The organism is Planomonospora sp. ID67723, from assembly GCF_015711605.1.
Lineage (GTDB): Bacteria > Actinomycetota > Actinomycetes > Streptosporangiales > Streptosporangiaceae > Planomonospora_A.
On the sequence record NZ_JABTEZ010000005.1, the window covers coordinates 1 to 19,931 of the forward strand.

22 protein-coding genes are annotated in these 19,931 nt (G+C 70.3%); 10 read left to right on the plus strand and 12 right to left on the minus strand.

What is annotated here, in order from left to right; genetic code table 11:
- Nucleotides 1–276 precede the first annotated feature (276 nt).
- Together HS041_RS30880 and HS041_RS39835 are read right to left on the minus strand one after the other, a co-directional pair.
- Nucleotides 277–564 carry a GNAT family N-acetyltransferase gene (locus HS041_RS30880; RefSeq protein ID WP_196444405.1) on the minus strand — a complete coding sequence of 96 codons (288 nt, stop codon included), beginning with the start codon at nt 562–564 and terminating at the stop codon, nt 277–279.
- Between the two features lie 110 nt (nt 565–674).
- On the minus strand, nt 675–1,139 hold the full coding sequence (locus tag HS041_RS39835; RefSeq protein ID WP_196444406.1) for an Lrp/AsnC family transcriptional regulator: 465 nt from the start codon (nt 1,137–1,139) through the stop codon (nt 675–677).
- 120 nt (nt 1,140–1,259) lie between these two features.
- Here HS041_RS39835 and HS041_RS30890 point away from each other — a divergent pair, with 120 nt between their 5' ends.
- Nucleotides 1,260–2,147, plus strand: a complete 888-nt coding sequence (locus tag HS041_RS30890; RefSeq protein WP_196444407.1) for a phenylalanine 4-monooxygenase — start codon at nt 1,260–1,262, stop codon at nt 2,145–2,147.
- Nucleotides 2,148–2,388: 241 nt separating this feature from the next.
- Here the strand turns inward: HS041_RS30890 and HS041_RS30895 are convergent, their stop codons facing one another.
- The 6 genes from HS041_RS30895 to HS041_RS30920 form a co-directional block, all read right to left on the minus strand.
- Nucleotides 2,389–2,580: a hypothetical protein gene (locus tag HS041_RS30895; protein WP_196444408.1), complete on the minus strand. Its 192-nt coding sequence runs from the start codon at nt 2,578–2,580 to the stop codon at nt 2,389–2,391.
- Nucleotides 2,581–2,948: 368 nt separating this feature from the next.
- The gene (locus tag HS041_RS30900) at nt 2,949–3,665 is read right to left on the minus strand and encodes a response regulator transcription factor (RefSeq protein WP_196444409.1); all 717 of its coding nucleotides are present in this window, start codon (nt 3,663–3,665) and stop codon (nt 2,949–2,951) included.
- A gap of 46 nt (nt 3,666–3,711) precedes the next feature.
- The gene (gene pstB / locus HS041_RS30905) at nt 3,712–4,530 is read right to left on the minus strand and encodes a phosphate ABC transporter ATP-binding protein PstB (protein ID WP_374058917.1); all 819 of its coding nucleotides are present in this window, start codon (nt 4,528–4,530) and stop codon (nt 3,712–3,714) included.
- A gap of 86 nt (nt 4,531–4,616) precedes the next feature.
- On the minus strand, nt 4,617–5,507 hold the full coding sequence (pstA, locus tag HS041_RS30910; RefSeq protein WP_196444410.1) for a phosphate ABC transporter permease PstA: 891 nt from the start codon (nt 5,505–5,507) through the stop codon (nt 4,617–4,619).
- Complete coding sequence (pstC, locus tag HS041_RS30915; protein ID WP_307845529.1) at nt 5,507–6,424, minus strand: phosphate ABC transporter permease subunit PstC; 918 nt, start codon at nt 6,422–6,424, stop codon at nt 5,507–5,509. Before pstC ends, pstA begins: the two co-directional genes overlap by 1 nt.
- Nucleotides 6,425–6,447: 23 nt before the next feature.
- Complete coding sequence (locus tag HS041_RS30920) at nt 6,448–7,452, minus strand: PstS family phosphate ABC transporter substrate-binding protein (protein WP_196444412.1); 1,005 nt, start codon at nt 7,450–7,452, stop codon at nt 6,448–6,450.
- 369 nt (nt 7,453–7,821) lie between these two features.
- On the opposite strand from HS041_RS30920, the gene HS041_RS30925 reads away from it, so the two are divergent.
- Nucleotides 7,822–8,625, plus strand: a complete 804-nt coding sequence (locus HS041_RS30925) for a fructosamine kinase family protein (RefSeq protein ID WP_307845530.1) — start codon at nt 7,822–7,824, stop codon at nt 8,623–8,625.
- A 13-nt stretch (nt 8,626–8,638) separates the two neighbouring features.
- Here HS041_RS30925 and hisN read toward each other — a convergent pair whose 3' ends face one another.
- Nucleotides 8,639–9,442: a histidinol-phosphatase gene (gene hisN, locus HS041_RS30930; RefSeq protein WP_196444414.1), complete on the minus strand. Its 804-nt coding sequence runs from the start codon at nt 9,440–9,442 to the stop codon at nt 8,639–8,641.
- Nucleotides 9,443–9,602: 160 nt separating this feature from the next.
- Between hisN and HS041_RS30935 the strand changes: the two genes are divergently transcribed.
- Complete coding sequence (locus HS041_RS30935; RefSeq protein ID WP_196444415.1) at nt 9,603–10,046, plus strand: DUF4442 domain-containing protein; 444 nt, start codon at nt 9,603–9,605, stop codon at nt 10,044–10,046.
- A gap of 38 nt (nt 10,047–10,084) precedes the next feature.
- Here HS041_RS30935 and rsgA read toward each other — a convergent pair whose 3' ends face one another.
- Both rsgA and aroA read right to left on the minus strand, forming a co-directional pair.
- A complete protein-coding gene (rsgA, locus tag HS041_RS30940) occupies nt 10,085–11,191 on the minus strand; it encodes a ribosome small subunit-dependent GTPase A (RefSeq protein ID WP_374058896.1) in 1,107 nt (368 codons plus the stop codon).
- Nucleotides 11,161–12,438 (minus strand): 3-phosphoshikimate 1-carboxyvinyltransferase, encoded by a 1,278-nt coding sequence (gene aroA / locus HS041_RS30945; protein ID WP_196444416.1) that lies wholly within the window; start codon nt 12,436–12,438, stop codon nt 11,161–11,163. The genes rsgA and aroA overlap by 31 nt, the downstream gene beginning before the upstream one ends.
- A 128-nt stretch (nt 12,439–12,566) precedes the next feature.
- Here aroA and HS041_RS30950 point away from each other — a divergent pair, with 128 nt between their 5' ends.
- Together HS041_RS30950 and HS041_RS30955 are read left to right on the plus strand one after the other, a co-directional pair.
- Nucleotides 12,567–13,328 (plus strand): SOS response-associated peptidase, encoded by a 762-nt coding sequence (locus HS041_RS30950; RefSeq protein ID WP_196444417.1) that lies wholly within the window; start codon nt 12,567–12,569, stop codon nt 13,326–13,328.
- Nucleotides 13,329–13,490: 162 nt separating this feature from the next.
- Nucleotides 13,491–13,823, plus strand: coding sequence for a TraR/DksA family transcriptional regulator (locus HS041_RS30955; RefSeq protein ID WP_196444418.1), 333 nt, complete (start codon nt 13,491–13,493; stop codon nt 13,821–13,823).
- A gap of 19 nt (nt 13,824–13,842) precedes the next feature.
- On the opposite strand, the gene HS041_RS30960 is transcribed toward HS041_RS30955, so the two are convergent.
- Nucleotides 13,843–14,583: a class I SAM-dependent methyltransferase gene (locus HS041_RS30960; protein ID WP_196444419.1), complete on the minus strand. Its 741-nt coding sequence runs from the start codon at nt 14,581–14,583 to the stop codon at nt 13,843–13,845.
- A 285-nt stretch (nt 14,584–14,868) separates the two neighbouring features.
- Between HS041_RS30960 and HS041_RS30965 the strand changes: the two genes are divergently transcribed.
- The 5 genes from HS041_RS30965 to HS041_RS30985 all read left to right on the plus strand — a co-directional run bounded on the left by HS041_RS30965 (nt 14,869) and on the right by HS041_RS30985 (nt 19,890).
- Nucleotides 14,869–15,474, plus strand: a complete 606-nt coding sequence (locus HS041_RS30965; RefSeq protein WP_196444420.1) for a sigma-70 family RNA polymerase sigma factor — start codon at nt 14,869–14,871, stop codon at nt 15,472–15,474.
- A 67-nt stretch (nt 15,475–15,541) separates the two neighbouring features.
- Entirely contained in the window at nt 15,542–15,808 is a 267-nt protein-coding gene (gene rsrA, locus HS041_RS30970) for a mycothiol system anti-sigma-R factor (protein WP_196444421.1), read from the plus strand.
- A gap of 24 nt (nt 15,809–15,832) precedes the next feature.
- Nucleotides 15,833–16,804, plus strand: a complete 972-nt coding sequence (locus tag HS041_RS30975) for an NAD-dependent epimerase/dehydratase family protein (protein ID WP_307845531.1) — start codon at nt 15,833–15,835, stop codon at nt 16,802–16,804.
- A 193-nt stretch (nt 16,805–16,997) separates the two neighbouring features.
- The gene (locus HS041_RS30980) at nt 16,998–18,359 is read left to right on the plus strand and encodes an HD-GYP domain-containing protein (protein ID WP_374058897.1); all 1,362 of its coding nucleotides are present in this window, start codon (nt 16,998–17,000) and stop codon (nt 18,357–18,359) included.
- 235 nt (nt 18,360–18,594) lie between these two features.
- Complete coding sequence (locus tag HS041_RS30985) at nt 18,595–19,890, plus strand: HD-GYP domain-containing protein (RefSeq protein ID WP_196444422.1); 1,296 nt, start codon at nt 18,595–18,597, stop codon at nt 19,888–19,890.
- Nucleotides 19,891–19,931: the final 41 nt, after the last annotated feature.

Below are 19,931 nucleotides of genomic sequence, written 5' to 3' on the forward strand. Positions count from 1 at the left end.
CACTCGGGAGGGTGTGGGAGAGTAGGTCGCCGCCGGACAATCTTTCATTGAGGGCCCTCGCCTTTTGGCGGGGGCCTTCGTGTTTTCCCGGGGATGTTTTCCCGGGGATGTTTCCGGGTGTGTTTCCCCGGGGGGGCGGGGTTCTCCGCCGGGGGGTGTTGTCTCCCGGGGGTCTCCCGGGGCCTGTCCCGGGATCCTCCGTGTTCGGGATGCGGGCACGGCCGGGGAGGTGGCGCTCCGTCTCTGCCGGCTCCGAGGGAGGAGTCCGGGCCAGGCTCAGCGATGAGCCGAGACGAGATCCGCGTACTCCGGGTGGCGGTCGATCCACCCCTTGATGAACGGGCACCTGGGCACCACCGAGAGCCCTTCCGAGCGCGCGCCGTCGAGGACGCCCCTGGCGAGTTTCCCGCCGACTCCCTTTCCTCCGGCTGAGGAGTCGACCTCGGTGTGTACGAAGATGATGGTCTTCCCGGTGCGGATGTAGTCGACGAGCCCCACCCGTGCGCCGTCCAGACGGGCCTCGTATCGGCTCTGCTCCGGCACGTCGATCACAGTGATGTCCAAGACGCGTCGCCTTTCCTCGGGGACGGGGATGTCCGTCGTCGACCGTACCTCCCCTCGGCGTGGGCCGGGGGAGCGCCCTGGGGCGCCGGGAGGGCTCCGCCGCCACCAGGTCAGGCGGAGGCGGTGCGCAGCAGCGGCTCGATCCGGTAGGGGACCTGGACGGACAGGGCGATCGTGGTGTCGGTGCGCTGGACGGCCGGGGAGGTCAGGATCCGGGCGATGACCTCCTGCAGATCGGGAGTGCTGCGGGCCACCACACGGCAGAGCAGGTCGGCCTGGCCGCTGGTGCCGTACACCTCGAGGATCTCCGGGAGGGCCTCCAGCGCCTGTACGGCCTCCGCCAGGCGGCCCTGGGCTATCTGCAGGGAGACGAAGGCCAGGATGGGGTAGCCGACACCTTCGGGGGTGACCGTCGGCCCGAAATCCGCGATGACACCGCGCGCGGTGAGCTTCTCGACGCGGGCCTGCACCGTGCCGCGGGCCACGCCGAGCAGGCGGGCGAGTTCGGTGAGGCCGACGCGCGGGTGCGCGCGCATGGTCACCAGGAGGCGGCTGTCGAGCTCGTCGATGGGCACGCCATCAGGCTAGGCGATATGACCAGCATGAGCCAGGACTGACCATGCGATACTGCACGATTCGCCCACCCGAACTGCTCGCTCTTGCCAGCGATTCCGAGAATTGCTGTCATTTCATACATGTTCGAGGAAGCACAGTACTTCGCACCGGTGGCGACTCGTGACGACGGCACGGTCGAGGTCGAGCTCGCCGCGAGTCACCCCGGTTTCGCGGACCCCGTCTACCGGGCCCGCCGCAACGCCATCGCCGCGCTCGCGATCGGGTACGTACCCGGCACGCCGATTCCGACGGCCGAGTACACCGAGCAGGAACACGAGGTGTGGCGCATCGTCAGCCGGGAGCTGGCGATCAAGCATCGCAAGTACGCGACCGCCGAGTACCAGGACGCGACCGAGCGGCTGAACCTGCCCGGCGAGCGCATCCCGCAGCTTCAGGAGGTCGGCGACCTGCTGAAGCCGCTGACCGGTTTCCGCTACCTCCCTGCCGCGGGGCTGGTGCCGTTGCGGGACTTCTACGGGGTCCTGGCAGACGGCTTCTTCCACTCGACGCAGTACATCCGGCACCACTCCACGCCGCTCTACACACCCGAGCCGGATGTGATCCACGAGGTGATCGGGCACGCCAACGCCCTCGCCTCCGATCGTTACGCGCGGCTCTACCGGCTGGCGGGGCGCGCGGCGCGGCGGGTGGAGACCGAGCAGGCGCTGGAGTTCATCTCCAAGATCTTCTGGTTCACGCTGGAGTTCGGCGTGATGACCGACCAGGACGAGCTGCGGGCGTACGGCGCCGGCATCCTTTCGTCCTACGGGGAGATCGAGGAGTTCCGCGGGATGGACATCCGCCCGCTGGACCTCGTCGCCATGGGCACCACCGATTATGACATCACGAAATATCAGGATGTGTTGTTCCGGGCGGACTCGCTGGAGCACCTGGAGGACGTCGTCGGAGAATTCTGGTCGAGCTGCGACGACGAAACGGTTCTCCGCCTGATGGCCCAGGCCCGCTGAACCGGCGGCCCAGGTTCGCTGAAGGGACGCCGCATCGCGGTCCGTCCGGTAAAGAGAAAGTCCCCGGCGTGTCAGTCGCTGGCCAACGACGTCCGCACCGGGGACTTTCTTTTTTGTTTTCGGGATGCTCACGTCATCGCTTTTCCCGTGGGTCGGGAAGGAATGACTGGGGACCATCCCCGGAGGGCGGGTGCCCGGCCCGCGGAGCCGGGCGCCCGTCACCGTTCGGCAGAGAGACGCCTCAGTTCTCGATGATGCCCAGGAGCGCGAGGTCGATGAGGTCGTTCAGGATCTCGTTGTGGTTGCTGTCGTCGATGACGTAGGTGGTGCTGGGCTTGTGCCAGTCGTCAGCCGAGGCGGCGGCGGCGGTGGCCAGCCCAGCGGCGCCCAGGATGCTTGCGATGGCCGCACCGGCGAGAATACGACGGATCATGATGCTTCCTCCATGGAAACGAAACGGGGAACTTCTGGAGACTCCTGCTGTAAGCCGTAACCGGCTGACTGCTCGTTGTCGCGAATAACAATCTCGCACCGCAGGCACCGATTCAACGTCGTCGCGCCACGTTTCGGTCAAAGGCTCATGGCGCTTCTTTGATGGTGAAGCCGCATTTATCGCAGGAGATCCGCCGCTTTCCCGGATGGGATGCGATTCAGCCCTTTCGCATCCATGGGAGAAGATTCTTTTTTCCGAATGTGCATGTCATTTCGGGCATAAAAGGAATGCCGGATGTGTCAGACGGGGTGGGCGCGCCGGCGGGAGGAAGTGCCGCCGGCGCGCCCGGGCCCGCGCGGAAGCGGCCGTCAGGAACGCTCGACCAGGCGGTAGCCCACGCCGCGCACGGTCTGGATGAGCTGGTCGTCGGTGTCCCCGAGGCGGGCGCGCAGCCGTTTGACGTGCACCGCGATCGTGTTGGTGGAAGTGGTGTCCGTGGAGTTCCACACGTGCCGCATGATCTGCTCGCGGGTGACCGTGCGCTGCGCGTTGCGCATCAGGTAGTGCAGCAGCTCGAACTCGCGCAGCGGGAGGTGGACGATCCGGCCGTCCACCTTCACCTGGTACGCGTTGACGTCGAGCTCCACGTTGCCGACCACGAGCGTCCGGCGGACCCCCGGATCGCCCACGATCGCGGCCTGCACGAGCGGGAGGAGCTCGGGCACCCGGTACGGCCGGGCCACGCACGCGGTGGCTCCGGCCGCGAGCGCCTGAACCGCCTGCTCGGCGTGGCCCTCGCCCACACCGAGCAGAACGGGGACCGCCCGCGTCAGCCGTACGGCGCGGATGAACTCCACCGCGCCGATGACCGGCAGCGAGGCGCTGACGAGCACGACGTCGGGCCGGAGCGCTCCGGCCTGCAACAGGGCCTGGGCGCCGTCGGCGACGCCCGTGACCTCGACCCCCTCTTTCCCGAGGATCACGGTGAGCTCGTCGACCAGGGCCGGCTCCGGGTCGGCCACCAGCAGAATGGGCGCTGTCCGTGTGTCCTCGTCCACTTCGGGTGCCGCCTGCGGTTGGATCACCCGGATCCTCCAAGTAGGGATGTGCGAAGCCTGTCGGGGCGGATCCTCAGCCGAAACGGCCGGTGATGTAGTCCTCGGTCCGCTTGTCGTTCGGGTTGGTGAAGATGCGGCTGGTCTCGTCGAACTCCACCAGGCGGCCGTGGCGCACCCCGGCGTGGTCCACCTCGGCGGTGAAGAAGGCCGTGCGGTCGGAGACGCGGGCCGCCTGCTGCATGTTGTGCGTGACGATGACGATCGTGTAGTCGCGCGAGAGCTCCTGCATCAGGTCCTCGATCTTGGTGGTCGCGATCGGGTCCAGGGCCGAGCAGGGCTCGTCCATCAGGATCACGTCGGGCTTCACCGCGATCGCCCGGGCGATGCACAGTCGCTGCTGCTGACCGCCGGACAGGGAGAGCGCATTCTGCTTGATCTTGTCCTTGACCTCGTCCCAGAGGGCGGCCTTGGTGAGCGCCTCCTCGACGATGTCGTCCATCCGCCCCTTCACGCCGTTGACCCGGGGGCCGTAGGCGATGTTGTCGTAGATCGACTTGGGGAAGGGATTGGGCTTCTGGAAGACCATGCCGATGCGGCGGCGGACCTCGATCGGGTCGACGTGCTCGCCGTACAGGTCCTCGTCGTGGTAAAGGATCTTGCCGGCCGCGCGGGCACCGGGGATGAGGTCGTTCATCCGGTTGAAGCAGCGCAGCACGGTGCTCTTGCCGCAACCCGACGGGCCGATCATGGCCGTGATCTCGCGGTTGCCGATGGTCATGTCGACGCCGCGCACCGCCTCGTAGTCGCCGTAGAAGACGCTGAGGCCGGAGACGGTGAAGACCGGATCGAGGGCTTCGATGGTGCGGGGCACCTCGGGGCCGCGCACGGACACGTTCGGCACGGAAACTCCAATCGGAGCCGCCGACGCGGTGGCCGGCACGGGGTTGCGGTAGTCGGCGATCTCGGACATTGCGTTTCTCACCAGCGCTTCTGGTAGCGGTTACGGAGCCAGATGGCGACGGAGTTCATCAGCAGCAGGATCGCCAGGAGGATGACGATCGCGGCGGCCGCCAGGACGGCGAACTCCTCCTGGGGGCGGGTGATGAAGTTGTAGATCTGCAGGGGCAGCACGCTGAAGTTGCTCCAGACGCCCTCCGGGTTGAACCGGACCAGCGTCGCGGCGCCGAGCATCAGGAACGGCGCGGCCTCACCGATCGCCCGGGACAGGGCCAGGATGGAGCCGGTCGCGATACCGGGGATGGAGGCCGGGAGCACCTGCCGGTAGATCGTCTGCCACTGGGTGGCCCCCAGCGCCAGCGAGCCCTCGCGGATCGAGGCGGGCACCGCGCGGATGGCCTCGCGCGCCGAGATGATCACGATGGGCAGCACGAGCAGCGAGATGGTCATCGCGCCGGTCATGACGGTGAAGCCGAACTGCATCCAGCGGGCGATCATGCCCAGGCCGAGGATGCCGTAGACGATCGAGGGAACCGCGGCGAGGTTGGAGATGTTCAGCTCGATCAGGCGGTTGTACCACTTGGTCTTGTCGGCGTACTCCTCCAGGTAGATCGCGGCCAGGATCCCGGTGGGCAGAGCCATCAGGGCGGTCAGGCCGATGATCCAGAGGGTGCCGAAGATGCCGGACTGGATGCCGGCGTTCTCCGGGCGGCGGATCGAGGGCTGGTTCTCCCACAGCCGCGCGTCGAGCCGGGGCCAGCCCTCCTCGACCACGTAGACGACCAGCATGGTGAGGAAGACGATCGCGATCGCCAGGCTCGCCAGCAGCGCGATGCGGAACAGGTGCTCCTTGAGCGGGCGCCCCTTGCTGGCGAGCTGCACCGTGGAGCGGGGCGTGGACAGGATGGCCATCAGTCGTAGACCTCGCGATACTTCTGGACCATGCGGGCGCTGAGGTAGTTCATGGCGAAGGTCATGATGAACAGCAGCGACCCCACCGCGAAGATGGTCTTGTAGGCGACGGAGCCGACCGAGGCGTCGCCCGAGCCGGCCTGGGCGATGAACGCCGCCATCGTCGCCATCTCGTTGCCGGGGTAGAGCGTGAACACCGACTTGAAGCCGCCCGCGATCGCGACGATCATCGTCTCGCCCGCGGCCCGGGAGACGGCCAGGATGATGGCGGCGACGATGCCGGAGAACGCGGCGGGCACCACGACCCGGACCGAGGTGAGCATCTTGGAGGCGCCGAGCGCGTAGGAGCCCTCACGCAGACCGTTCGGCACCGCGGCCATCGAGTCCTCCGACAGCGACGCGACGATCGGGACGATCATCACGCCGACCAGGAGGCCCGCGCTGAGCGCGTTCTTGGCCTCCAGATCCAGGAAGGGGAACACGTCCCGCAGCACCGGGGTGACGAAGGTCAGGGCGAAGAAGCCGAAGACCACCGTGGGCACGCCCGCCAGGACCTCCAGCACCGGCTTGAAGATCTTTCGGGTGCGCACGCTGGCGTACTCCGACAGGTAGATCGCGGCGGCCAGGCCGAGCGGCACGGCGACCACGACCGCGATCAGCGTGATCTCCACGGTGGCGACGATGATCGGCCAGACGCCGAAGGCCGGCGGGCTGAACAGCGGTCCCCAGGTCGTGGAGCCGAAGAACTCGCCGAGGCTGACCTCGCCGAAGAACTCGATGGTCGGCTCCAGCAGGGCCGCGACGATGCCGATCGTGGTGGCGATCGACACCAGCGCGGCGAGCATGAGGACCGCCTTGACGACGTACTCCCCGTAACGCGGGCGCGACCGCGCCAGGGACCGGGAGGCCCCTGACACGGTCGTACGGTGCTGTGCCGACATCAGCTCTGGCTCTTCAGGGCCGTGATGTCCGCCTTGAGCTTGGCCTCCTGCTCGGCGTTGAGCGGGATGAACTTCGCGTCCTTGGCGATGGCGTTGATGTTGCCCGCGTAGTAGTCGAGGAAGGCCGCGACCTCGGGCCGCTTGGCGGCGGTGGCCGACGGGTAGATGAACAGCGGGCGGGCCAGCGGGGTGTACGTGCCGCCCTGGGCCGTCTCGACGCTCGGGGCGACGCAGCCGCTGCCGGAGTCGACCTCCACGGCCTTCAGCTTGTCGGCGTTCTCCTCGAAGTAGGTGAAGCCGAAGTAGCCCAGGCCGCCCTTGGTGCCCGAGACGCCGGTGACGATGTCGTTGTCGTTCTCCGAGGGGCTGTAGTCCTTGCGGCTCGCGCCCTCCTCACCGTTGATCTCGTCGGTGAAGTAGTCGAACGTGCCGGAGTCGGTGCCCGGGCCGTAGAGCTTGAGCTCCTCGGCGGGGAACTTGGGGTCGACGTCCTTCCAGGTCTTGACCTTGCCCTCGGCCGCCGGCTCCCACATCTTCTTGAGCTGGTCGGTGGTCAGGCAGGTGGCCCAGTCGTTCTCCTTGGAGACCACGACGGTCAGGGCGTCGGTGGCCACCGTGAGCTCCGTGAACTTGATGCCCTTGGCCTCGCAGGCGGCCTTCTCCTCGTCCTTGATCGGCCGGGAGGCGTTGGAGATGTCGGTCTCGCCGGCGCAGAACCGCTCGAAGCCGCCGCCGGTGCCGGAGGTGCCGACCGGGATCTTCACCTGGGGCTGCTCCTCGCCGAACAGCTCGGTCGCGGCCTGGGTCAGGGGCGCCACGGTGCTGGAGCCGTCGACCTTGATCTCGCCGCTCAGCTGCCCGCCGGCCTGCGAGTCGGAGGAGGCGGCGGCAGAGGAGGTGCTGTCGCTGCTGCCGGGCTTGGCGTTGCCGCCGCACGCCGCCGCGAGCGAGACGACGAGCGCGGCCGTCGCGACCGCGCTGAGGCGGCGCTGTCCACTGGTCACGGTATGTTCCTTCTCCGTAGTGAGATCCGTTCTCAACGACTCCGATGTAACCGGTCCAAAGTGAACGGAAGTGAAACGAGCCATGACCGCCGCTGGAAGAGTGGGCATGCTCGTGTGAATGCCGTCCGACGAGACCCCCTCCTCTCGCCACGTGGGCTTTCACGATTCTGGAACGTGACAGGAAAGCGGCCTGTCTCCATCTTCGCCCGCCCCGGTCGGAGGTTTCCGGCCGGGTCCCGCCTCGGCGGGGCGCCGGGGGCCGGCGTGCTTCGCCCCGGGCCCGGCCGGATGGCATCCTTCGGTCATGGGTTTTGGCATGCGAGCCGTCTTCGCGGGTGTCGCCGGCCGCAGGAAGGGCCGGCGACCCCGGTGAGGATCGTCGAGGATCTCGGCGCCTCGCATGCCTGGCGGCTGCACCGGGCGGAACTTCCCGGCGGTCGCCCCGCCTTCGTGAAGACGGGACGGGTTAACCTTCTGTTCACCTCCGAGGCGGCCGGGCTCCGCTGGCTGGGGGAGGCGGGGGCGGTGGCCGTGCCGGAGGTGATCGAGGCCTCCGACGACAGGCTCGTGCTGTCGTGGGTGGAGACCGCCCGGCCCGGCCCCGAGGCGGCCGAGCGGTTCGGCCGCGACCTGGCCCGGATGCACGGCGCCGGGGCGGCGGGATTCGGCGCGCCGTGGCCCGGGTTCATCGCGGAGCTGCCCATGGACAACGCGCCCGCAGACGACTGGCCGTCGTTCTACGCCTCCCGCCGCGTCCTTCCCTTCGTACGGCGCGCGCGCGACGAAGGGTGGCTCGACGCGGGGGACGCCGCCCTCCTCGACCGGGTCTGCTCCCGCATGGCGGACATCGCGGGGCCCGGCGAGCCGCCCAGCCGCATCCACGGCGACCTGTGGAGCGGGAACGTGCTGTGGTCGGCGGACGGCGCCGTCCTGGTGGACCCGGCCGCGCACGGCGGGCACCGCGAGACCGACCTGGCGATGCTCGGGCTGTTCGGTGCCCCGCACCTGGACCGGATCCTCACCGCCTACGCGGAGGAGTCACCGCCGGCCGCGGGCTGGCGCGAGCGCGTGCCCCTCCACCGGCTGCACCCGCTGCTCGTGCACGTCTGTCTGTACGGCCGGGCCTACCGGGACGGCTTGCTGGCCGCCGCCGCGCGCTGCCTGGGGATCTAGGGGACTGCCGGATCTAGACGGGGAGGGTGAGCGGGCCGCCGCCGAGGCGCTTGAGGACCTCCCCGTGCAGGGAGCCGTTGGTGCAGATCAGGCTGCCGCCGTCGAGGCCGGGGACACCGGACAGGTCGGTCCAGATGCCGCCGGCCTCCTCGACGATCACGGTCAGGGCCGCGATGTCCCACGGAGAAAGCTCGGGTTCGGCGGACACGTCGACCGCGCCCTCGGCGACCATCATGTGGGACCAGAAGTCGCCGTAGGCACGGGTGCGCCAGACGGACCGGTTCAGGTCGAGGAAGTTGTCGAGCTTGCCGGCCTCCTCCCAGCCGCCGATGCTGGAGTAGGAGAAGGACGCGTCCTCCAGGCGGGCGACCGAGGACACCTGGCAGCGGCTGGCCTTGGCCAGGCTCCGGCCGGTCCAGGCGCCGCTGTCACGGGCGGCCCACCAGCGCCGGCCGAGCGCCGGGGCGGAGACCAGGCCGACGACGACGCGGCCCTGGTCCATCAGGGCGATGAGCGTGGCCCAGACGGGGACGCCGCGGACGTAGTTCTTGGTGCCGTCGATCGGGTCGACGATCCACGAGCGCGCGCCGTAGCCGGTCGCGCCGAACTCCTCGCCGATCACCGCGTCGCGCGGCCGGGCCCGGCGGAGGGTGCCCCGGATGGACTCCTCGACGGCCCGGTCGGCGTCGCTCACCGGGGTGAGATCGGGCTTGGTCTCGACGCGCAGATCCACCGCCTTGAACCGGCGCATGGTCAGATCGTCGGCGGCGTCGGCCATGACGTGCGCGAGGCGCAGGTCGTCGTTGTAACCCGTCACGGGGGAACGCTACCGCGTCGGCGGCCGGTCGTAGCAGTGCGGTCGCCGAAGCAGAGGATCGGATCGTGGCGCCGCAGTTCGCGGAGCGCGCCGTACCGATCATCGATCACCGGGCGGACCGCCCGCCAGCCGCTTTGTTACTCGCTAGTAGCATCGGTGTATGACTTTTGACGTGGGTGCTTTCATGCTGCGGAGCGTGCCGTTCGCGCGGACGCTGGACATCTCCTTCGAGAAGGTGGAGCCGGGCTTCGCGCTCTGCCGCATGCCCGATCGCGCCGATCTGCACAACCACCTGGGCGGCCCGCACGCCGGGGCGTTGTTCACCCTCGCCGAGTCCGCCTCCGGCGCCGCGATGCTCGCCACCTTCGGCGACCAGCTCTCCCGGGCGACCCCGCTGGCGGTGGACGCGGCGATCCGCTACGTGAAGCTCGCGATGGGCGAGGTCGTCGCCGAGGCGCGCCTGCGGGCCTCGCGGGAGGAGGTCGTGGCCGGGCTCGACGCGGGCGAGCGCCCCGAGTTCGACGTGACCGTCGAGATCAGGACCGCCGACGGCACCCCGGTCTCGGAGATGACCGTCGCCTGGACCCTGCGCCCCAACCGCTGACCAGGCCGGCCCGCCGGACCCCGCCGGGGATCCGGCGGCTAGGAGGCGTCCGGGCGGACGTCCTCAGGGGCATCCTCAGGGGCGCCCTCGCGGCTGGAGAGCAGCCGCCGCAGGGAGACCAGGCGGACGGGGTCGGCGTGCCCGGCGGCGACCCAGCCGTCCAGCGCGCACTCCTCGCTCAGGTGGGTGCAGCCCTTGGGGCAGTTCACCGTGCCCTCCACGAGGTCGGGGAAGCCCGCCAGGACGGTCTCGACCGAGACGTGGGCCAGGCCGAAGCTGCGCACGCCCGGCGTGTCGATGATCCAGCCGCCCTCCGGGAGCTCCAGGGCCACGGCCGAGGTGGAGGTGTGCCGGCCCCGGCCGGTCACCGCGTTGACGTGGGAGACGGCGCGGTTGGCGTCCGGGACCAGCGCGTTCACCAGGGTGGACTTGCCCACCCCCGAATGCCCGACGAGCACGCTGATCCGGCCCTCCAGCCGCTCGCGCACCTCGCCGAGGTCGCTCCCCTTGCGGAGCACGACGTACGGCACGCCGAGCGGCTCGTAGAGCGAGACCAGCTCCTCGGGCGAGGCGAGGTCGGACTTGGTCAGGCAGAGCAGGGGCTCGATGTCGGCGTCGAAGGCCGCCACCAGCATGCGGTCGATCATGCGGGGGCGGGGCGGAGGGTCGGCCAGCGCGGTGACGATCACCAGCTGGTCGGCGTTGGCGACCACGGGCCGCTCGATGCCGTCGGTGTCCTCGGTGTCGTCGGCGGAGCGGCGGAGCATCGAGACGCGGGGCTCCACGCGGACGACGCGGGCCAGCGTGTCGGGCTGGCCGGAGACGTCGCCCACCAGCGCCACCCGGTCGCCGACCACGATGCCCTTGCGTCCGAGCTCCCGGGCCTTCATGGCCACCACGACCCGGCCGCTCATCGCGGCGCCCTCGGCGCGGTCCTTCCTGCGGCGGCGGCCCTTCTCCCCCTCGGAGGCGACCAGGCAGGTGTAGCGCCCGCGGTCGACCGCCACGACGAAGCCCGCGACGGCCTCCTCGTGCGCGGGACGGATGCGGGTCCGCGGCCGGGAACCCTTCCCCGGCCGGACCCTGACGTCGTCCTCGTCGTACTCCCGCTTTCTCAGCGGTCCTCCTCCAGCATCCGCGCCCACATCGAGGCGAACTCGGGAAGGGTCTTACCCGTGGTCGCGATGTCCTCCACCTGGACCCCGGGCACGGCCAGCCCGATCACCGCGCCGGCCGTGGCCATCCGGTGGTCGGCGTAGGAACGGAACACGCCGCCGGTGAGCGGGCGCGGCCGGATCTCCAGGCCGTCCTCGGTCTCGTTCGCGTCGCCGCCGAGATTGTTGATCTCGGCGACCAGCGCGGCCAGCCGGTCGGTCTCGTGCCCCCGGATGTGGGCCACGCCGCCGATCCGGCTGGGGGAGTCGGCGAGGGCGGCGAGGGCGGCGATCGTCGGCGTCAGCTCGGCCACATCGCGCAGGTCGGCCTCGATGCCGGAGATCCGGCCGGTGCCGGTGACCGCCAGTCCCCCGGGCGTGCGCTCGACCCGGGCGCCCATCTCCGCCAGCAGGTGGCGGAGCTGGTCGCCCGGCTGGGTGGTCTCGTCCGGCCAGCCGGGGATGACGACCGTGCCACCGGTCACCATCGCGGCGGACAGGAACGGCGCCGCGTTGGACAGGTCGGGCTCCACCGTGAAGTCCCTGGCCAGGATCGGGCCGGGCTCCACCCGCCAGACGTCGGGCTCGGAGTCGTCGACCCGCACGCCGTACTCGCGGAGCATCTGGACGGTCATCCGGATGTGCGGCTGCGACGGGACGGGCGGGCCCTGGTGCCGGACCGTCACGCCCTTGGGGAAGCGGGCGGCGGTCAGCAGCAGGCCGGAGAGGAACTGGGAGGAGCCCGACGCGTCGAGCGTGACCTCGCCCCCGGACAGCGGGCCGCGGATCGTGAACGGCAGCGCGTCACCGGTCACCTCGGCGCCGAGGGCGCGCAGCGCGGCCAGGATCGTGCCCATCGGGCGCTTGCGGGCGTGCGGGTCGCCGTCGAAGGAGACCTCGCCGTCGGCCAGGGCGGCCATCGGCGGCACGAAGCGCATCACGGTGCCGGCGAGTCCCACGTCGATCCGCGCCCCGGCGGTGACCGGACCGGGCGTGATCGTCCAGTCGAGGCTGGAACCGCTCTCGTTGGAGGAGTCCATCGCGGCGCCGAGGGCGCGCAGGGCGTCGGCCATCAGGTCGGAGTCGCGGCTGCGCAGTGCCAGCCGTACCGTGCCGGGGCCGTCGGCGAGCGCGGCGAGCAGCAGCGCGCGGTTGGTCACCGACTTCGAGCCGGGCAGGGAGACGGTCGCACGCACGGGGTCGGTCGCGGTCGGGGCGGGCCACAGCGGAGCGGACATGTCCGAAAGCCTACCGAGCCCGCCTCACCGGACGGGATCGCGGGGATCGGGAGAGGGGCCGGCGGGAAGCGTGGGAATAGGAGACGTCACCGGTGACCGGGAAGTGCGGGAAGTGGCAGAGTGGAGGCATGTGCGGGAGATTCGCCTCTGCGCGGGGCAAGCACGAGCTGCTGGAGGAGTTCGAGGTCGAGCTCGACGGGGCCGCCGACGACGAGCTCAGGCCCGACTACAACATCGCGCCGACCAAGCCGGTCTACGCGGTGCTCAGCCGGGTGCCCAAGCAGAGCCCGGAGGGCCGGCCGGTCCGGCAGCTGCGGGTCATGAAGTGGGGGCTGGTCCCGAGCTGGGCCAAGGACCCGTCGATCGGCGCAAAGATGATCAACGCGCGGGTGGAGACGGTGGCGGAGAAGCCCTCGTTCCGCAGGGCGTTCGCCGAGCGCAGGTGCCTGCTCCCGGCCGACGGCTACTTCGAGTGGGCCGTGCTGGAGGAGACCGACGCCAAGGGCAAGCCGAAGAAGCAGCCCTACTATGTCCACCCGGCCGACGGCGGTCCCATGGCGATGGCGGGGCTGTACGAGTTCTGGCGGGACCGGGGCCGGCCCGACGACGACCCGCTCGCCTGGCTCACGACCTGCACGATCATCACCACCTCCGCGGTCGACGAGGCGGGCAAGGTCCACGACCGCATGCCGATGCTGATCGAGCGCGGCCGGTGGGCCGACTGGCTCGACCCCGGTGTCGCCGACGCCGGAGAGTTCCTGATCCCGGCCGGCTCCACCGGCCTGGTCATCCATCCGGTCTCCACCGCGGTGAACTCGGTGCGCAACAACGGGCCGGAGCTCGTCGAGCCGCTGGCGACGGGCGGGGGCGGCGGTCAGGCGCTCTTCTAAAAACCCCCGGCAATCCGTGTAAGAACCACCCTCAGTGGGCATCCGGTGAGGAAAGCGAAACCTCCCCCATAAGGTCACGCGACAAAGAGTCCCCTTCGTGCCTGACGGGGTGTCCGGGGAACCCCGTCGAAGGCCGCCCCCACATCCCGGAGGTGCGGATCCGTGAACGACGCGACCGCGCGTATGCGCCTGGAGAGCATTCTCGCCGAGCTTGACCGGTCGATCAGGGTCCTGCAGGGCGGTCCTCCGGGAGAACGGGACCGGTCGGCCGCCGATGCCGGATCCGATCTGACCGACGCGGACCGCAACCGGGCGGTGCTCGACGTGGCCGTCCAGCACCGCCGTTCGGTCGTCGAGGCGCTCAAGCGCCTGGACGACGGGCGCTACGGTCTCTGCGTGGACTGCGGCAGGCCGGTGCCGGAGGGCAGGCTGGAGGCGCGCCCCGAGGCCTCCCGGTGCGTGGAGTGCCAATCCCGGCGGGAGCGTCGCCGTTAGCGCCCCTCCCGCCGGAGGGTCACGCCTTGATCGCGCTGGCGACCAGATGGATCCCCACGGTGTCGTCGTCGTCCGGGTGGGCCTCGAGTTCGGTGCGGACCAGCCAGTTCAGCGCGCGCGAGTCGCTCGCGAGCACGTGGTCGACGGTCGAGGGGGACAGGACGGTGCGGGGCCGTACCCACTCGACCTTCAGCCCGGCCTCGGCGAGCAGGTCGCGGAGCTGGGCGCTGCTGAAGCACCGCGTGATGCTCCCGTCCGGCCAGGGCACGAGCATGACCTCACCGGTCTGGCGCAGGTGGGCCCAGAAGTTCTGCTCGGCGAGGATCGCCATCCCCAGCACCAGCGAGTCGACGCAGACCAGCGCCCGGCCGCCGGGGCGCAGCACCCGGGCGATGTCGCTCATCACGGACTCGGCCATGAGCTCCAGCGACATCGCCCGGTCCTCGGCGAGCACGGCGTCCACGCTGCAGTCGGGCAGGAAGCGCAGGTCGTCGGCACGGACCCGGCGGATCCGGTCGGCGTCCCGCAGGGGCGACTGGCCGTCCAGCGCCTTCCGGAAGTCGATCATCTCGACCACCCGGTGCCCGGCTCGCGCCGCCTGCGCCGACCATCGCCCCTGGCCGCGGGAGAGGTCGAGGATGGTGGAGGGGCTCTGCGGGAGCCATCGGCTCAGCTGCTCGCTGGCGACCGCGCGGTAAAAGGTCCAGTACGGCCCGAGCGTTCCTGAGCCGTTCAGCTCTTCGGCCGGGATGGGCAGCACAAGCGGCTCCTGGCGTCGGGTTTTCCGGTGGTCTACAGCTACCTGCCGGTACGTATCTTTTTCCCCGTACCGGGTTGTTCGTCACCTTCTATCTTGGGGGAACAGATGACTGCCTGGGCGTGTTGCCAACGAACGGCGAACGATCCTTTTCGGGAGGTTGGCAAGCGAATGCTCGCGTTGATCGAACCCGTCACCCGCCCCGGTGATCGGACTTCCCCTGGTGAGCGGGTATCCTCCGCTCAGTACGGTGTCCCGCGTCAGCAGGACTCCGGCGATCTTAAGGGGGTGGGTCCGGTCCCTGCGACAGACGCGGAGACTCTGGAGCAGCGGAGCGCACGGTTCGAGCGGGATGTGATGCCCTATCTCGATCAGCTCTACTCCGCCGCACTCCGGATGACCCGGAACCCGGCGGACGCCGAGGACCTCCTTCAGGAGACCTTCGCCAAGGCGTTCGCGTCCTTCCACCAGTTCCAGGAAGGCACGAACCTCAAGGCCTGGCTCTACCGCATCCTCACCAACACCTTCATCAACAGCTACCGCAAGAAGCAGCGGGAGCCCAAGCAGGCCGGCACCGAGGAGATCGAGGACTGGCAGCTGGCCAGGGCCGAGTCGCACACCTCGGCCGGGCTGAAGTCGGCCGAGATCGAGGCGCTCGAACATCTCCCCGACAGCGACGTCAAGGACGCGCTCGCCGCGCTTCCCGAGGAGTTCCGCATCGCGGTCTATCTCGCCGACGTCGAGGGCTTCCCCTACAAGGAGATCGCGGAGATCATGGGGACCCCCATCGGGACCGTGATGTCGCGGCTCCACCGCGGCCGGCGGCAACTGCGGACGCAACTGGAGGACTACGCCCGCGAGCGCGGCCTGGTCCCGGCGGAGGGCGCGAAATGAGCAGGCGAGCCGATACGCGTCGTGAGCTCGCGTCCGCGGGCTCCGAGCACCTGGGCGAGGTGATCGCATGAGCTGTGGAGACCACCACGACACGGACTGTCGCGAGGTCCTGGAGAAGGTCTACACCTACCTCGACGGCGAGCTCGACGAGGGCAACTGCGTCGACATCCGCCAGCACCTCGACGAGTGCAGCCCCTGCCTGAAGGAGTACGGCCTGGAGCAGGTCGTCAAACAACTGGTCGCCAGGCACTGCGGTTGCGACCCCGTTCCCGAGGACCTCCGCGCCAAGATCCTGAGCCGGATCGAGCAGGTCCGCAGCGAGTTGACGACCTGACCTTCTAGGATCGTCCGTACGGCGATGGCCATACGAACACGGGGGGTCGGCATGCGGGTGCTCGTCACCGGAGGCGCCGGATTCATCGGGTCAAACCTGGTGGACCGGCTGCTGGAAGACGGTCACGAGGTCACGGTCGTGGACGATCTGTCCTCGGGGGACCGGGCGAATCTCTCCGGCGCGGCGGGCGACCCGCGCTTCACCCTGCACGAGATGGACATCCGCGATCCGGGCCTGGCCGACCTGGCCGCCGGCTGGAAGCCGGAGGTCATCTGCCACCTCGCCGCGCAGATCAGCGTGCGCAAGAGCGTGGCCGACCCGGTCAACGACGCCCGGCTCAACGTGGAGGGCACGGCCTCGGTCCTGGCCGCCGCCCACCGCGGCGGCACGCGCAAGGTCGTCTTCGCCTCCTCCGTCGCGGTGTACGGCAGGCCCGCGGTCATCCCGGTCCCCGGGGACGCGGCGACCGACCCGCGCTCGCCGTACGCGGCCTCGAAGCTGAGCGGGGAGATCTACCTGGCGACCTTCAGGGCGCTCTACGGCATCGACTACACCACGCTCGTGCTCTCCAACGTCTACGGTCCCCGGCAGTCTCCCGACGGCGAGGCCGGGGTGGTCGCCATCTTCACCGACGGGCTGCTGAACGGCACCCCGACCGTGGTGTACGGCGGGGGCGCCCAGACCCGCGACTACATCTTCGTCGAGGACGTGGTGGACGGCTTCGCCCGCGCCTGCGGGGACGTGGGCAACGGCGGCCGGTTCAACCTGGGCACCGGGGTGGAGACGACCGACCGGCAGCTGCACACCCTGGTCGCCGAGGCGGCGGGAGCGCCCGACGAGCCGGGCAGTGCCCCCGCCCGGCTGGGAGACCTGCCGGCGATGGCCGTCGACCCGGCCCCCGCCTTCGAGGCGCTGGGCTGGCGGCCCCGGACGGACCTGGCCACCGGGCTGAAGGCCACCGTCGAGTGGGCGAGGGCACGCTCCGCCACCCGATAAGCCCGATTCACGTACCGAGTGTGCTTGAATGATTACACTTTGCTTGCGATTGGCGGTCTCCCCTCCCCTGTCACGTGCGTTTCTGTAACCTGTTGACGAAATCAACGTGGAGGCAGCGCATGTTGAAGGAACCGGTCAGCCGGGCACACTCGGGGATCACCTGGACATGAGCACGCGCCCTTAGGACTCCTGGGTGGCCGCATTGCGTGGACTGCCATGGCCTGCCAAGGTCTATCTCGTCGCCGTCATCGGCGCCGCCTTCGGGCTGCTCTGGCGCAGCGTGGTGAGCGGCGGCTTCGAGCCGCTCGACTGGTCCACGCTGCTGGTCCTGGCCCTGCTGTTCCTGGTGTGCGAGTCGATGCCGACCCTGCTCAGCGTCCGGCAGACCGCGGTCTCGGTCAGCTTCTCGGCCGCGCTCGCCGCGGTGGTGCTCGTCGGGCCCGAGGGCGCCGCGCTGGTCGGCATGACGGCGGTGCTGAGCGTGCATCCGGGGCTGTCGCCGCTGAAGCGGTTGTTCAACGGCTCCCAGTTCGCCATCTGCGGGTACGCCGCGGGCTGGGTCTACGCGGAGCTGCTCGGCGGCAGGTTCGGCGTGCCCGGTGTCACCGGGCCTGACTTCAACGAGGTGATCGTGCCGTTCGCGGGCGCGGCGGCGGTGTTCGTGCCGCTCAACTTCGCCCTGATCGCGCTCGTCCTCGTCACGACGGGCCAGGCCGACCAGGTTCCGCTGCGCGGGCTGGCCCAGTTCCTGGTCTCCTATCTGGGGTACGCCACCTTCGGCCTGCTGATCGCGGGGCTCTGGGCGACGGTCAGCTCCATCTCCGCGGTGCTGGTGCTGGTCCCGCTGTTCGTCGCCCGCTGGGCCTTCGGCCAGTACCTCGCGCAGCAGCGCTCCTACGACGCCACGATCGCCGCCCTCTGCCAGGCGGTGGAGACCAAGGACTACTACACCCGCGGCCACTGCACCCGCGTCTCCCTGGCCTCGGGCATGATCGCCGAGGAGATAGGGATGGGTCCCGAGCGGCTGCGGGCGATCCGCTACGCCGGCATGCTGCACGATGTGGGCAAGCTGGGCGTCCCGACGAAGGTGCTGCAGAAGGACGGGCCGCTCACCGAGGAGGAGTTCGCCGCCATCCAGCTCCACCCGATGCGCGGCCTGGAGATCGTGCGCGGCATCGACTTCCTGGACGAGGCGTTCGCCGGGATCATGCACCATCACGAGCGCGTCGACGGCAGGGGCTACCCGATGGGGCTCGCCGGGGAGGAGATCCCGGAGTTCGCCCGGATCATCGCGGTGGCCGACGCCTTCGACGCGATGACCTCCGACCGCTCCTACCGCAACGCCCGGCCCGTCGAGGTCGCCACGGCCGAGCTGCGCAAGGGCGCGGGCACCCAGTTCGACCCGGTGATGGTCGGCGCCTTCATCAAGGCTCTGGACCGCGACGGCTGGGAGCCCACGCGCAAGGTCACCCCTCCGCCGGAGGGCGAGGCGGAGACCGCCACCAAGGACCACGACGATCCGACCATGCCGATCCAGGTGGTTTCGGAGCGATGAGCCGCCGAGCGAGCGCAGCGAGTGAGAAGGCGGATGCGACCGTCCAGTGCAGGGCGATGAGCCGCCGAGCGAGCGCAGCGAGTGAGAAGGCGGATGCGACCGTCCAGTGCAGGGCGATGAGCCGCCGAGCGAGCGCAGCGAGTGAGAAGGCGGATGCGACCGTCCAGTGCAGGGCGATGAGCCGCCGAGCGAGCGCAGCGAGTGAGAAGGCGGATGCGACCATGGACGGGAAGAGATGAGCACCACGGCGGTTCCGGCCACGCGGGGGTTCCGGCGGCTCGACTCCGGGCAGCTCCTGCTCATCTCCGTGGCGGGCCTGGTGGCGGTGGCCGGGGTGTCGCACACCGCCGTGGTCGGGCTGTTCCAGCCCGAGGTCGCGATCGGGTTCGGAGCGCTGATCGCCGCGGGGGAGCTGGCCAGGCTCACCATGCCGGGCAACCGGGAGGTGGCTCCCATCGGGGCCGCGGCCGCGCTGGGTTACACGCTTCTGCTCGATGTGGGTGTCACCCCGGCGACTCATCCGGCGCTCCAGGTGGTGGCCGTGCTGACGGTCGGGATGGCCGCCGGGGTCCTGCCCCATCTGGCGGTCGGGCGCCCGCCGCAGCTTGACGCGATGTCCCGGCGGCTCGTCACCGGCGCCCTGCTGGCCTTCGCCTACCGGCCGCTGGCCGGTTGGCTGCACGCGGCGACGGGGGAGGCCGGGGAACCCGGGGGCGGCGGGGGGAGCTGGACGCCCGCGCTGGCCGTCATGGTCCTGCTGACTCTGCTGACGTTGCTGGTGGACGTGGTGCTGGCGGCGGTGCTCCGTGCCGAGCAGGTGCGTGCCGCGTTCGGCGTGGCCGTCCACGACGAGCTGCGGATGGCCGCGCCGCTGGGCGTGGCCGTGGCGGCCTCCGGCATCCTGCTCGCGCTCGCCTCGCACAGCATGGACCTGGCGGCGCTGCTGGTCTTCGCGGCTCCGCTGCTGGTCACGCAGGTGGCGTTCCGCAAGTACGCCGGGATCCGGGCCACCTACCTGCAGACGGTCCGGGCGCTCTCCCAGGCCACCGAGGTCGCCGGGTACGTCGAGCCCGGTCACTCGCGCCGGGTGAGCCGCTTGTCGGTCGCGGCCGGCCGGGAGCTGGGGATGGCCGAGCCCGAGCTGCTGGAGCTGGAGTACGCCGCGCTCATGCACGACATCGGGCAGCTCTCGTTGCGCGACCCCATCCCCGGCGGTGCGACCGTGCTCGTCGGCGGCGAGCAGGCCCGGCGCATCGCCGAGCTGGGCGCGGAGGTGATCCGGCAGACGGGGGTGCTGGAACGCGTCGCCGAGATCGTCCGCCGCCAGTGCGACCCCTGCGCCGAGCTGCCGCCCTTGGCGAGCCGCATCATCAAGGTCGCCAACGCCTACGACGACCTGGTCGGCGGCTCGACCGACCGGGACCGGGCCGGGGCCGCCATGGAACGGCTCCGCCTCGGCGCGGGCGGGGAGTTCGACCCGTCGGTCGTCGAGGCGATGGCTCTGGTCGTCGGCCGGCTGGCGCGCTACTGAGCGGCGGTTGCGAAGGCCGTCGGATTCCGTGTCGTTGTGGG